The sequence below is a fragment of the Ruegeria sp. Alg231-54 genome, from assembly GCF_900143525.1.
GTDB lineage: Bacteria > Pseudomonadota > Alphaproteobacteria > Rhodobacterales > Rhodobacteraceae > Ruegeria.
Genome location: NZ_FREZ01000015.1, coordinates 1 through 13,173, shown reverse-complemented (window position 1 = coordinate 13,173; position 13,173 = coordinate 1). Strand labels below are relative to the sequence as shown.

General features: G+C 56.5%; 11 protein-coding genes, 1 tRNA gene and 1 rRNA gene. 8 read left to right on the top strand and 5 right to left on the bottom strand.

The genetic code is table 11. The features are described from left to right. Positions 1–28: 28 nt before the first annotated feature. Positions 29–154 (bottom strand): type B 50S ribosomal protein L36, encoded by a 126-nt coding sequence (gene ykgO, locus DHN12_RS20395; RefSeq protein WP_005648635.1) that lies wholly within the window; start codon positions 152–154, stop codon positions 29–31. A gap of 93 nt (positions 155–247) precedes the next feature. After that, positions 248–322 (bottom strand) — tRNA-Val (locus tag DHN12_RS20390). Positions 323–471: 149 nt separating this feature from the next. Between DHN12_RS20390 and DHN12_RS20385 the strand changes: the two genes are divergently transcribed. Further along, complete coding sequence (locus tag DHN12_RS20385; protein ID WP_108861831.1) at positions 472–1,332, top strand: N-formylglutamate amidohydrolase; 861 nt, start codon at positions 472–474, stop codon at positions 1,330–1,332. A 2-nt stretch (positions 1,333–1,334) separates the two neighbouring features. On the opposite strand, the gene DHN12_RS20380 is transcribed toward DHN12_RS20385, so the two are convergent. Next, positions 1,335–2,588, bottom strand: a complete 1,254-nt coding sequence (locus DHN12_RS20380) for a DNA polymerase IV (protein WP_108861830.1) — start codon at positions 2,586–2,588, stop codon at positions 1,335–1,337. An 88-nt stretch (positions 2,589–2,676) separates the two neighbouring features. Here DHN12_RS20380 and DHN12_RS20375 point away from each other — a divergent pair, with 88 nt between their 5' ends. Continuing rightward, positions 2,677–3,084, top strand: a complete 408-nt coding sequence (locus tag DHN12_RS20375) for an NUDIX domain-containing protein (RefSeq protein WP_108861829.1) — start codon at positions 2,677–2,679, stop codon at positions 3,082–3,084. 307 nt (positions 3,085–3,391) lie between these two features. On the opposite strand, the gene pyrF is transcribed toward DHN12_RS20375, so the two are convergent. Next, a complete protein-coding gene (pyrF, locus tag DHN12_RS20370) occupies positions 3,392–4,111 on the bottom strand; it encodes an orotidine-5'-phosphate decarboxylase (protein WP_108861828.1) in 720 nt (239 codons plus the stop codon). Positions 4,112–4,260: 149 nt separating this feature from the next. On the opposite strand from pyrF, the gene DHN12_RS20365 reads away from it, so the two are divergent. The 3 genes from DHN12_RS20365 to pcp all read left to right on the top strand — a co-directional run bounded on the left by DHN12_RS20365 (position 4,261) and on the right by pcp (position 8,130). Beyond that, entirely contained in the window at positions 4,261–4,581 is a 321-nt protein-coding gene (locus tag DHN12_RS20365; protein WP_108861827.1) for a hypothetical protein, read from the top strand. A gap of 127 nt (positions 4,582–4,708) precedes the next feature. Next, a complete protein-coding gene (gene clpB / locus DHN12_RS20360; RefSeq protein ID WP_108861826.1) occupies positions 4,709–7,327 on the top strand; it encodes an ATP-dependent chaperone ClpB in 2,619 nt (872 codons plus the stop codon). A gap of 134 nt (positions 7,328–7,461) precedes the next feature. After that, positions 7,462–8,130, top strand: coding sequence for a pyroglutamyl-peptidase I (gene pcp, locus DHN12_RS20355; RefSeq protein WP_108861825.1), 669 nt, complete (start codon positions 7,462–7,464; stop codon positions 8,128–8,130). Between the two features lie 142 nt (positions 8,131–8,272). Here the strand turns inward: pcp and DHN12_RS20350 are convergent, their stop codons facing one another. Continuing rightward, on the bottom strand, positions 8,273–9,088 hold the full coding sequence (locus DHN12_RS20350; RefSeq protein ID WP_108861824.1) for a cyclase family protein: 816 nt from the start codon (positions 9,086–9,088) through the stop codon (positions 8,273–8,275). A gap of 336 nt (positions 9,089–9,424) precedes the next feature. Here DHN12_RS20350 and msrP point away from each other — a divergent pair, with 336 nt between their 5' ends. From msrP to DHN12_RS20335, 3 genes are all read left to right on the top strand, one after another. Then, positions 9,425–10,327, top strand: coding sequence for a protein-methionine-sulfoxide reductase catalytic subunit MsrP (msrP, locus tag DHN12_RS20345; RefSeq protein ID WP_108861823.1), 903 nt, complete (start codon positions 9,425–9,427; stop codon positions 10,325–10,327). Between the two features lie 4 nt (positions 10,328–10,331). Then, the gene (msrQ, locus tag DHN12_RS20340) at positions 10,332–10,946 is read left to right on the top strand and encodes a protein-methionine-sulfoxide reductase heme-binding subunit MsrQ (protein WP_108861822.1); all 615 of its coding nucleotides are present in this window, start codon (positions 10,332–10,334) and stop codon (positions 10,944–10,946) included. A gap of 603 nt (positions 10,947–11,549) precedes the next feature. Continuing rightward, positions 11,550–13,009 (top strand): 16S ribosomal RNA (locus DHN12_RS20335). Positions 13,010–13,173 lie beyond the last annotated feature (164 nt).

Genomic DNA, 13,173 nt, shown 5'->3' with positions numbered 1-13,173 from the left:
GGCTTTAATATTTGGTAGAGTGCAGTTCTTAGCCCTGGCGAGCTTTGAACTTGCGCTGCGTCTTGTTGATCACGTAGACGCGGCCTTTGCGACGCACAACACGGCAATCACGGTGCCGGTTCTTGAGCGAGCGGAGCGAGTTCTTGACCTTCATGGGTCTGTCTCCAATCTGCGGCGCCTTCATCAAGGACGTGGCCAGCGCCTGGGTTTGCGGGTGTCCCGGGTCAGACCCGAAACAGTGAATAGATGGTGGGCGGTACAAGGATCGAACTTGTGACCCCTTCGATGTCAACGAAGTGCTCTACCGCTGAGCTAACCGCCCACTTAACCTTTGCGTTGCCCTGCCCCATAACGAAATGGGGCGCGGAACCCCGCGCCGGTAGCGGGGTCTATAAAAGGAGTCGCAAAGGGGTTCAAGGGGTTTGGCAGAACTATTTTCCGGTCTATGTTCAATGCGAACAAGGAGTCACCATGAAGAACGCTGCTTACGTATTGGATATGCCCGTCAAGCGCACGTCTTGCGTTGTATTTTCTTCTCCTCACAGTGGCCGGAACTACCCCGAAGCGATGCTGAACCGGACAGTTCTGAGCCAGAATGTGATTCGATCTTCGGAAGATGCATTCGTGGATCAGTTGTTTTCCGCAGCGACTGACCATGGTGCGCCCCTGATATCCGCAACAAAATCAAGAGCCTATCTGGATCTTAACCGCAGTGCTGAGGAGCTGGACCCGGCATTGATCCAGGGCGCGCGCCGCCACGGCCATAACCCGCGTGTCGCTTCGGGGCTGGGCGTGATTCCCAGGGTCGTCGCCAATGGGCGCGCAATCTATCGCGGGAAGCTAACGATGGATGAGGCGCGTTTGCGCATCGACACCTGCTGGCGTCCTTATCATGCGCGTCTCAAGTCGCTGCTGGCCGAATCGCACGCCGCTTTTGGTCAGGCCATTTTGATTGATTGCCATTCGATGCCGCATGAAGCGGTTTCGATGGCCAGTACGACCACGTCCCAGCGCCCGCAGATCGTGTTGGGTGACAGATTTGGCGCTTCAGCTTCGACCGAGATTGTAGACCGGATCGAATCCGCGTTTGCCTCGGCGGGTCTGATCGTGGCGCGCAACGCGCCCTTCGCGGGCGCCTACGTGACACAGACCTACGGGCGGCCCGGGCGCAATCAGCACGCTATCCAGGTTGAGATCGACCGATCTCTGTATATGGATGAGGTCAAAATCGCGCCGAACGGCAATTTCGCTGCGTTTCAGGACGTATTGCGGCAGGTCATACGGGAAATCTCGGGTATTGGCCGCGATCCGTTGCGTCTGGCGGCTGAGTAACCTCAGCGCAAAGCCCGGCCTTTGACAATCGCATCCGTTCCGAATCTGCGCCGGATTTCATCCGTTGCGCGTTCCGCCTGAGACCGCCTTGACGCGTCGGGATCCAAAAGGTCTCCCGAGATGTCCGCCTGATCTTCGGGGCACAGATCGGATATTCCGCAACCCAACAGACGATATGGCCCTTTGTCGCCGACCTGATCGAATAGCCCACGTGCGGTGCGGTAGATGCGGTCCGCGATCTGCGTGGCGTCCCGCAACGAGACACGCCGGGTGATGATCTTGTGGTTTGCTTGTTTGAGTTTCAGGGTTACGACCCGTCCGGCCAGCCCTTTGGCTTTGGCGCGATCCGCAACTTTTTCGGACATGCGCCACAGATGCCCGTCAAGGATGTCCAGGCTGGCTGTATCCTCGAAAAACGTGGTTTCGTTGCTGATCGACTTCATTGGCTCGTGCGAAGACACGCGCCGTTTGTCCTGACCGCGCGCCAGATGCCATAGCCGATACCCCATAGATCCGAAGCGGGATGTCAGTGCCTCCTGATCCCAGCGTAATAGATCCGAGAAGGCGCGGATGCCGGCACGATCCAGCGATTCCTGTGCCGCCGGGCCGATACCCCAGATCAGGCGCACCGGTTTGTCATACAGAAACTCGGCGGTCTCAGCTTCTCCAATAACTGAAAACCCACGCGGCTTGTCCAGATCTGAGGCGACTTTGGCTAGAAACTTGTTGTGCGACAGACCGATCGAGCCTGTTACACCCAGTTCGTCCTTCATCCGCTTAACCAACCTTGCCAGCATGGCCGCAGGTGGCGCGCCATGCAGTCGCTGCGTACCGGACAGATCCATGAATGCTTCGTCCAGTGACAGCGGTTCGATCACAGGGGTCAATTCGTCCATCATGGCTCTGATTTGGCGTGACACCTCGGCGTAGACCGACATGCGAGGCTTGATGACAACGGCGTCCGGGCACAGTTGCAAGGCTTTGAACATTGGCATCGCAGAGCGGACGCCGCGAATACGCGCCACATAACAAGCGGTCGAGACAACACCGCGTTTGCCGCCTCCGATGATCACCGGTTTGTCGGCCAGATCGGGATTGTCCCGCTTTTCAACCGAGGCATAGAATGCGTCGCAATCCATATGCGCGATGGACAGGTCGAACAGCTCGGGGTGTGTCTTGATCCGCGGGCTGCCGCAGGAAGGGCAGCGCGCTTCCTGTTCCAGAATCGAAAAGCAGTCGCGGCATAAAGCGGGCATTACATTTACATCTCAGTTTTATGCGCTTTGTCATATCAGGCGTTACTGGCTAAAATTTATCTGGTCGGGCAGCAAAGAGAAAGCGCTCATGCAATTCACGGGGGCGAAGGTCGCACTGTTTCTTGGATCGGACCTGTTGGTGATTCAACGGGACGACAAGAAGGACATTCCATTCCCGGGCTATTTCGACTTTCCCGGCGGTGGGCGCGAAGGGGCAGAAACGCCGCTGCAATGTGTCAGGCGCGAAACACTGGAAGAAGTCGGGCTGCACCTCGCCAAGGCTGATTTTGTCTGGTCGCGCATGTATGGGCAAAACTGGTTCTTCGCAGCACACCGGCCACCCAGCGACGTCAACCTGATCAGTTTTGGCGATGAGGGGCAAGGATGGTGTTTGATGTCGCCGGATATTTACCTTGAGAATGCATTGGCGGTGCCGAATTTCGCGATCCGCCTACGTGACTACTTGGTCCAAGGTAGGCCGTCTTTTGACATGTGAGGTTTTTAGAAGAAGACCCCCCGCGATTGGCGGGGGGAGGTGACGGACCTCAGGAAGAGATGGTCCGCGGGGAGTATCACGTCCCCAGAATCGCGCAAATTCCCGGATTTAGATAGGATCTAGGTCACACAGCCAAAACTCGCATATCTCATGTGTGTTTTGGGGCACAGGGACGATTTGGCGCGGAAATGGCAAAAAGTGACGTAAGGTCAACTGCTTGAGTCGCAGAAACCGACAGTAATTGCCTGCGCGGACGCGGCCACCCGGCATCAAACCTTAAAAATTTTAACCTGCAAGGCGTCGAGAATTAAGCCCTGTTCGGTGCTTTTGCCTGCGGTGAGGCCAATTCGGCAAGGATTGCCTCGGCAGCAGCTTTAGGGTCGTCAGCCTGATAAACAGGTCGGCCCACGACGATGTGGTCCACGCCATCTGCGACGGCATTTGCGGGTGTTGCAACGCGTTTCTGATCGCCAAGCGCGGCACCTGCGGGGCGGACGCCAGGGGTCACGATCAGGCGGTCTTCGGCCTGGGGCAGGGCACGGATCAGCGCGGCTTCTTGTGGGCTGGCGATGACGCCGTCGGCACCAGCCTCAAGCGCGCGTGCAGCGCGTTCGACAACCAGATCCTGAACGTTGCCCTCTTTAAGAAGGCTGGCATCCAGGTCGTCGCGGTTCAGCGAGGTTAAGATGGTAACGGCCAAAATCTTGAGGTCTTTGCCAGCTGCCCCTTCTTTCGCGGCCCGAACCACATGCGGATCACCATGCACCGTCAAGAAATCCAGATCGAACTGCGCCAGCCCGCGAACGGCGTTTTCGACGGTGTTGCCGATATCGAACAGTTTCATGTCCAAAAAGATGCGCTTGCCGTGTTCCTGTTTCAGTTCATTGGCTAATGCCAACCCGCCACCGGTCAGCATGCCCAGCCCAATCTTGTAGAAGGAAACGCTGTCGCCCAGCTGTTCGGCCATGGCCAGCCCCTGCAGGGCGTTGGGAACATCTAGGGCTACGATCAGGCGATCATCGGACATGGGGCAGGCTCCTTTTTGGCAAACGTCTGCGTCCTAGCGGTTTCGGGCGGCTGTGTCCATGCAGGGCGCGCGCGTGATCGAGATCACGCAGCTTTGGGCCAACTGTGATATGGTGCCGACCATCCACAAGAATTTTCGATGGGGGAACTATGAAACAGGTTTTTGGTGTTGGGATTATTCTGATCTTGGTGGGATGTCAGGATATGCCACTAGAAAATGAGGCGGCAGATACGGTCATCAAATCTCCGACCAATGACAATTTGCGGTTGGTGGGGGGGTACCGTTCGACCGACGATGACTGCCAATTGACGGGTGAGACGTCGTTCACGGTCAATTTTCTGGATGATGCAGCAGACCTTGTTTCCTGCCCGACGGGCAGCGACGCCGCGCAATCGCTGATGGACATGTACGCCGCGCGCGAGGTTGCGCAGACCGGAGGCTACACCGTCTATTCCATACCTCGACGATAAGTCTGAAATTGCGCGCCAGCCTCTTGAATGAACGAAGATATTTCCCAGATTGAATGTGAGGCCCAGACCGACGCGTGCCGCCAAGCGGGCGCATCACATTCAGGGCGCTTAGGAAAAGGAGAATACTATGGACTTGAACAAGTTCACCGAGCGGGCACGGGGATTCGTGCAGGCGGCGCAGACGATTGCGCTGCGCGAGGGGCACCAGCGACTGATGCCCGAACATCTTTTGAAAGCATTGATGGATGACGATCAGGGGCTGGCCAGCAACCTGATCACACGCGCCGGCGGCGCTCCGACCCGCGTGGTCGAAGCGCTGGACGCCGCGCTGTCTAAGATTCCGAAGGTCAGCGGTGATGCGAGCCAGATTTACATGGATGGCCAGACCGCCAAGGTTTTTGCAGAAGCCGAGAAAATCGCGACCAAAGCAGGCGACAGCTTTGTGCCCGTCGAGCGCGTTCTGATGGCGCTGTGCATGGTGAAATCCAAGGGCAAAGAGGCGTTGGAAGCCGGTGCTGTATCCGCCCAAAAGCTGAATGAAGCGATCAATGACATCCGCAAGGGTCGCACGGCTGACACCGCATCGGCGGAAGAAGGCTATGACGCGCTCAAGAAATACGCGCGTGACCTGACCGAAGCCGCAGCTGAGGGCAAGATCGATCCGATCATCGGGCGCGATGAAGAAATCCGCCGCTCGATGCAGGTTCTGTCGCGTCGCACCAAGAACAACCCGGTTCTGATCGGGGAGCCCGGCGTGGGTAAAACCGCGATTGCCGAGGGCATGGCCCTTCGCATCATCAACGGTGACGTGCCGGAGTCGTTGAAAGATAAAAAGCTGCTTGCGCTCGATATGGGTGCGCTGATCGCCGGTGCGAAATATCGCGGTGAGTTCGAAGAACGCCTCAAGGCCGTTCTGACCGAGGTCACCGAGGCTGCCGGTGAAATCATCCTGTTCATCGACGAGATGCACACGCTGGTCGGTGCCGGGAAATCCGATGGCGCGATGGACGCCGCGAACCTGATCAAGCCCGCGCTTGCGCGAGGTGAGCTGCATTGTATCGGCGCGACCACGCTGGATGAGTATCGCAAATACGTGGAAAAAGACGCGGCCCTTGCGCGCCGGTTCCAGCCGGTTGTGGTACAGGAGCCGACTGTCGAGGACACGATCAGCATCCTGCGCGGCATCAAGGAAAAGTACGAGCTACACCACGGTGTGCGCATCTCGGACTCGGCGTTGGTATCTGCGGCGACCTTGTCGCATCGCTACATCACTGATCGCTTTCTGCCCGACAAGGCCATCGACCTAGTCGATGAAGCGTCGGCTCGCTTGCGGATGGAAGTGGACAGCAAGCCAGAGGAACTCGATCAACTGGATCGCCAGATTCTGCAGATGCAGATCGAGGAACAGGCGCTGAAGCTCGAAGATGATGCGGCCTCAAAGGACCGCCTGGAAACCTTGCAAAAGGATCTGGCCGATCTGCAGGAGCAATCCGCTGAGATGACGGCCCAGTGGCAGACTGAACGCGACAAGCTTGCTGGCGCGCGCGATCTGAAAGAGCAGCTCGACAAGGCACGCGCTGATCTCGAGATTGCCAAGCGTGAAGGCAATCTCGCCAAAGCGGGTGAGCTGTCTTACGGCGTCATCCCAGAGCTTGAGAAAAAGCTGACCGAGGCCGAAAATGCCGAAAGCAGCCAGATGATGGCTGAGGAAACGGTGCGTCCGGAACAGATCGCTTCGGTGGTTGAACGCTGGACTGGTATCCCGACCTCGAAGATGCTGGAAGGCGAGCGCGAGAAGCTGCTGCGGATGGAAGACGATCTGCATTCCCGCGTGATCGGTCAGGATGCGGCGGTCACAGCTGTGGCCAATGCTGTACGTCGTGCGCGTGCGGGCCTGAACGACGAAGGCCGCCCGCTGGGCTCGTTCCTGTTCCTCGGGCCCACGGGTGTAGGTAAGACCGAGCTGACCAAAGCTGTGGCGAACTTCCTGTTCGACGACGACAACGCGATGGTGCGTATCGATATGTCCGAGTTCATGGAGAAACACGCGGTTGCCCGTCTGATTGGCGCCCCTCCGGGCTATGTCGGCTATGACGAAGGCGGCGTGCTGACCGAAGCCGTGCGGCGCAGGCCCTATCAGGTCGTGCTGTTCGATGAGGTCGAAAAGGCGCACCCGGATGTGTTCAACGTGCTGTTGCAGGTTCTGGATGATGGCGTTCTGACCGATGGTCAGGGCCGTACCGTGGACTTCAAGCAGACGTTGATCATCCTGACGTCGAACCTCGGCTCTCAGGCGCTGAGCCAGTTGCCCGAAGGTGCGGACAGCGCGCAAGCCAAGCGTGATGTGATGGACGCGGTCCGGGCGCATTTCCGGCCCGAGTTCCTGAACCGTCTGGACGAGACGATCATCTTTGACCGGCTTAAGCGGGAAGACATGGATGGCATTGTCGATATTCAGATGGCGCGTTTGCAGAAACGCTTGGCCGCCCGCAAGATCGAGCTGGTCTTGGATGGCGCCGCCAAGGAATGGCTTGCCGACGAGGGCTATGACCCAGTCTTCGGTGCCCGTCCGCTCAAGCGGGTGATCCAGCGTGCCTTGCAAAACCCGCTGGCCGAGGCGTTGCTTGCTGGTGAGATCAAGGACGGAGAAACCGTCCCTGTAACCGCCGGACCCGATGGTCTGATCATTGGCGATCGGCTGGGCACGTCCGAGCGTCCGCGTCCAGATGATGCCGTGGTGCATTGATCCGCTAAGTTAGTAAGAAAGACCCGCCAAATCGGTGGGTCTTTTTTTGATGACGTTTTCCGGTGACATTTCCAATTGTTCCAAAAGCGCTGCGGCTAGTACTGTAGGCTGAAGAGATCAAAGGAGATTTAGCTATGCAAACTGTGTTGTTGACCGGTTTCGAGGCCTTTGGAACGACGCCAATAAATCCGGCGGAGCAGGTGGCAAAAGCTCTGGACGGTGAGGTCATCAGCAACGCAGCACTCACTTCCAGAATTGTGCCGAATACCTATTTCAAATGCATTGAGTTTGTGAGCCACGCAATAGCCGAGCTTTCGCCGGATGTTGTTGTCATGATGGGCGAGTACGGTGGGCGGTCGATGATCACTGTCGAACGGATCGCGCAAAATCTCAATGATGACGCCAGGTATGGCGTAGCGGATAATGACGGCGTGATTCTGCAAGACGTTCTGACGGCACCTGAAGGACCGACGGCCTATCTGTCCAGCCTGCCCATTCGTGCAATGGTACAAGCCATGCGTGCGGCAGGTGTGCCGTCCGATATTTCGGATGCCGCTGGTACCTTTTGCTGCAATCACCTTATGTACGGAATTCTCCACCACATTAAGGAAAACAATCTGGACGTTCGGGCTGGCTGGATACACTTGCCGACTTTACCAGAGGTTGCCGCACTGGATCGAAATCTGGGTGTGCCCAGTATGTCGGTCGAGACGGCCAAATGCGGGGTACGTGCAGCTATTGCAGCGGCACTAGCCAATCAGCATGACACTAAGGAGGTTATCCAATCCAGATTGCAGATTTGAGTTTCGACAAGTCTGTGCCGAAATCGGTTAGCGATATGAACCCATTTGTTTGGGATACAAGATATTGGCCGAATATAGCCCAAATTAAGGAATTGGATGTGGCCCGCCAAATTGGCGGACCGCTTGTGATCTGATCATTCCATTAGATTAGTGCAAATATCCGCGCGGGTCCCCCGGTGCCACCAGCATGCTTAGGCGCGCCAATCACCAACGTCGCGCCAGCGGCCGGCACACGATCCAGACCGGCGATATTCTCAATCCCGAAACGTCCCGTGGGCAGCCATGCATAATGGGTGGCGAAGTCGGTTGAGATGCCGTGGTCAAGAGACAGCGTGTCTGATGCAATGGAGCGCGCGCCGGTCTCTTCGATCAACATCATTGCGGCTTCGGGGTGGAAGCCGGGGTAATGTTGTGCCTGCCCGTCGAAACCGCGATATGCGTCGCTGTCGGCTTTGGCGGCCCAACCGGAATACAAGGCCACGCAAGCGCCATCAGGAATGTCGCCGTTGGCAGACATCCATGCCTTCAGATCATCCGGGGTTAGCAGCGTATCAGCATCCTCGGCAGCCCGTGCCGCGATGTCGATGACGCACAGCGGCGCGACAAGATCAGAAACCGGGATTTCATCCACCGAGGCACCGTCCGCCGAAAAGTGCAGTGGCGCGTCGATATGAGTGCCCGTGTGTTCATTGACCGTCAGGCGCTGCAGGTTAAAGCCGTGTTCGCCGAAATTGAAAACCTGTTCGGACGCATATCCCGGCTCACCAAAAAAAGTTGGGAAATCGGCGCTGAGCGTGTGGGTCATGTCCTCAACCTTACCCACGCCAGCGGCCAGGGCAATTGGTGCACTGGCTCCAGTGGCGGCAACGGCCACACCAGTGGCGGCGGCGGCTTTGAAGAACCTTCTTCTAGACAGCATACGGTCTTTGACCGCGTTCATCACGCAGATGTCACACATTCGTCTTCTCCCTTTAGTCTTGCCCGACAATCGGGTGGACAGCGGATCTAAGGGCCTGTTGGCCAATCCTGGCAACAAGACTGCAAGTTGCGTGAAGCAGTTGTAAAGATTGAAGGTCCGGGTATTCCGCCTGAATTGGGCGTTGCGAGTTCAACTTGGCGTGACAGGTACTAACGGTTTAGGCGCAATTCGCCCTCGGGGATGTCTGAGGTGGTTTGGTATGGACTTGGCGTGAATCGTTACAGTCTCGTCTCCCAATCGTGACGCATGTTGCCTTGGCGGTGTGGTATCAGCGGATTATCTGGAATCTCAGGCTAGCTTACCAAGGAGACTTAAATGGCGCATCGCTGGACCAATACACTGACACATGCCGACGTCACGCCACGGGTGGCGTTTTTGAATCGGCGGCAGGTGATGGCCGGCCTGGCGGGTGTAGGATTGGCGGGGCTGGCCAGACCGGCAGCGGCGCAGGAAGCACTTGAACCCAACACTTGGGAAGAGATCACCTCGTACAATAACTACTACGAATTCGGGACCCGCAAGGACGATCCCGCGAAATACGCGCATACCCTGTTGACCGAACCCTGGAGCGTCACGATCGACGGTCTGGTCGACAAGCCGGGTGAATATGACTTCAAGGACATCATGTCCGAGATGACGGTCGAAGAGCGCATCTACAGATTCCGCTGTGTCGAGGCCTGGTCGATGGTCGTCCCGTGGAATGGCTTTGAACTGGCGGACCTTCTGAATATGGCTGGCGTACAAGAGGGTGCCAAGTATGTGGCCTTTGAAACGGCATACCGACCCGATGAGATGCCGGGCGTTCAGTTCCCGATCCTCGAATGGCCCTACCGGGAAGGTTTGCGCCTTGATGAGGCGATGCACCCGCTGACGATCATGGCGACCGGTATATACGGCAAACCTATCCCGAACCAAAACGGCGCGCCTCTGCGTCTGGTGGTGCCGTGGAAATATGGTTTCAAGTCCATCAAATCGATTGTCCGCATCACCGTTTCGGATGTTGAACCGCCCACCAGTTGGAACATGTCTGCCCCGCGCGAGTATGGCTTCTATAGTAACGTTAACCCCAACGTGGATCATCCACGCTGGTCGCAGGCTTCGGAACGTCAGATTGGCGGCGGACTCTTTGCCAAGCGTATCCCGACGCTGATGTTCAACGGTTACGAAGAAGAGGTCGCCGGACTTTACGAAGGTATGGATCTGAAGGAATTCTACTAAGACCATGCAGACGCTGAATCAGATATTGCGCCGCATTCCGGTGTGGCTGGTCTACTTGCTAGGAGCGCTTCCGGCCCCCTGGCTGTTTTACCAGGGACTGACCGGCGGTCTGGGCGTGGATCCGATTGAGGCGTTGGAACACCGGTACGGCGAACTGGCACTTCAGCTGTTGATCGTCGTGTTGGCAATTTCTCCGCTGCGGCGGTTTTTTGGGCTGAACCTGCTCAAGTTCCGCCGCGCGCTGGGCGTGCTGACCTTTGCATATGTCAGCCTGCATCTTTTGGTGTGGCTGGTGTTGGACGTGCAACTTCCCAGCCAGATCTGGGCGGATATCTTGAAGCGTCCTTATATTACAGTCGGCATGGCAGCGTTTATCCTGATGATCCCTCTGGCGGTAACGTCAAATAACTTGTCCCTGCGCAAATTGGGGGCCCGTTGGCGCATCCTGCAGCGGCTTGTCTTTCCCGCCGCGATTCTGGGCGGGCTGCACTATGTTATGCTTGCCAAAGGATTTCAGATCGAACCGCTGGTCTACTTGTCTCTGACCGTCAGCCTGATTCTGCTGCGCATTCCGGTTTCCGGCCTGCTGACTCGGTTCCGCCCAGCCGATTCCGCCTGACTCGGCGCCTAGTCTGTGGGTAACTCTATCGAAAGCTCCAAATTCGCCGCCGGTTGCTCTGACGACCGCTTTTATTGGAATGGTTGTTATATCATAAACTATTGTTTTTGCGACATAAAATATGATTTTTCGGTTTTTTGCAAGTTTATCGTATTTTCTGCTTGCGGGTTTGTTTGGTAAACCTTAGAACCCCCTTCACCGGCGCTGCTGAGGCGGCGCTGACGGGTCGGAGAGACGGCCGGACGGGTTGGAGAGACAGCCGGACGCATCGGAGAGACGGTGGGCATCTTAGGGAATGATTTAGGCGGGCGCGCTGATGTTATTGGCGCAACGGTCTGATTTTTGGCTCTTGGTGTTTTGTTCTTTGACATTGATGGATAACTGAAGAGATATGTGGGCGGTTTGGTTCGTTTCGACGGATTGAATGTCTGTATATCGCGCTGGTAGGGCTTCGGCTCGATGATCCAGTGTCAGCTTCACTGTTTGAGTGGTTCACTGATTTCTTAGGAAATCTGTGTACATCAAACAGAAGACTTCATCAGGATTAGCCTCCTGATGAGATGTGCAGAGGTTCGAACGTCAAGGATAAGCAGCAATGCTTTTCAACTTGAGAGTTTGATCCTGGCTCAGAACGAACGCTGGCGGCAGGCTTAACACATGCAAGTCGAGCGCACCTTCGGGTGAGCGGCGGACGGGTTAGTAACGCGTGGGAACATACCCTTTGGTACGGAATAGCCTCTGGAAACGGAGAGTAATACCGTATGAGCCCTTCGGGGGAAAGATTTATCGCCAAAGGATTGGCCCGCGTTAGATTAGGTAGTTGGTGGGGTAATGGCCTACCAAGCCTACGATCTATAGCTGGTTTTAGAGGATGATCAGCAACACTGGGACTGAGACACGGCCCAGACTCCTACGGGAGGCAGCAGTGGGGAATCTTGGACAATGGGGGCAACCCTGATCCAGCCATGCCGCGTGAGTGATGAAGGCCTTAGGGTCGTAAAGCTCTTTCGCCTGTGAAGATAATGACGGTAGCAGGTAAAGAAACCCCGGCTAACTCCGTGCCAGCAGCCGCGGTAATACGGAGGGGGTTAGCGTTGTTCGGAATTACTGGGCGTAAAGCGCACGTAGGCGGACTGGAAAGTTGGGGGTGAAATCCCAGGGCTCAACCCTGGAACTGCCTCCAAAACTATCAGTCTAGAGTTCGAGAGAGGTGAGTGGAATTCCGAGTGTAGAGGTGAAATTCGTAGATATTCGGAGGAACACCAGTGGCGAAGGCGGCTCACTGGCTCGATACTGACGCTGAGGTGCGAAAGTGTGGGGAGCAAACAGGATTAGATACCCTGGTAGTCCACACCGTAAACGATGAATGCCAGTCGTCGGGTAGCATGCTATTCGGTGACACACCTAACGGATTAAGCATTCCGCCTGGGGAGTACGGTCGCAAGATTAAAACTCAAAGGAATTGACGGGGGCCCGCACAAGCGGTGGAGCATGTGGTTTAATTCGAAGCAACGCGCAGAACCTTACCAACCCTTGACATCCTAGGACCGGCCCAGAGATGGGTCTTTCACTTCGGTGACCTAGTGACAGGTGCTGCATGGCTGTCGTCAGCTCGTGTCGTGAGATGTTCGGTTAAGTCCGGCAACGAGCGCAACCCACATCCTTAGTTGCCAGCAGTTCGGCTGGGCACTCTAGGGAAACTGCCCGTGATAAGCGGGAGGAAGGTGTGGATGACGTCAAGTCCTCATGGCCCTTACGGGTTGGGCTACACACGTGCTACAATGGCAGTGACAATGGGTTAATCCCAAAAAACTGTCTCAGTTCGGATTGGGGTCTGCAACTCGACCCCATGAAGTCGGAATCGCTAGTAATCGCGTAACAGCATGACGCGGTGAATACGTTCCCGGGCCTTGTACACACCGCCCGTCACACCATGGGAGTTGGTTCTACCCGACGACGCTGCGCTAACCTTCGGGGGGCAGGCGGCCACGGTAGGATCAGCGACTGGGGTGAAGTCGTAACAAGGTAGCCGTAGGGGAACCTGCGGCTGGATCACCTCCTTTCTAAGGATGTATCTAGTTAGATTTGTTCGCAAATCTCGTGATACACTTAGCAGAAGATCAACAAACAAAGTTGATCAAACTCATGGACCGAGCCGTCCTCATATCTCTTCAGAACATATCAGGCCCGCAACGCTTTGACGTCTGACCCTCCCGGCAGATTTTGC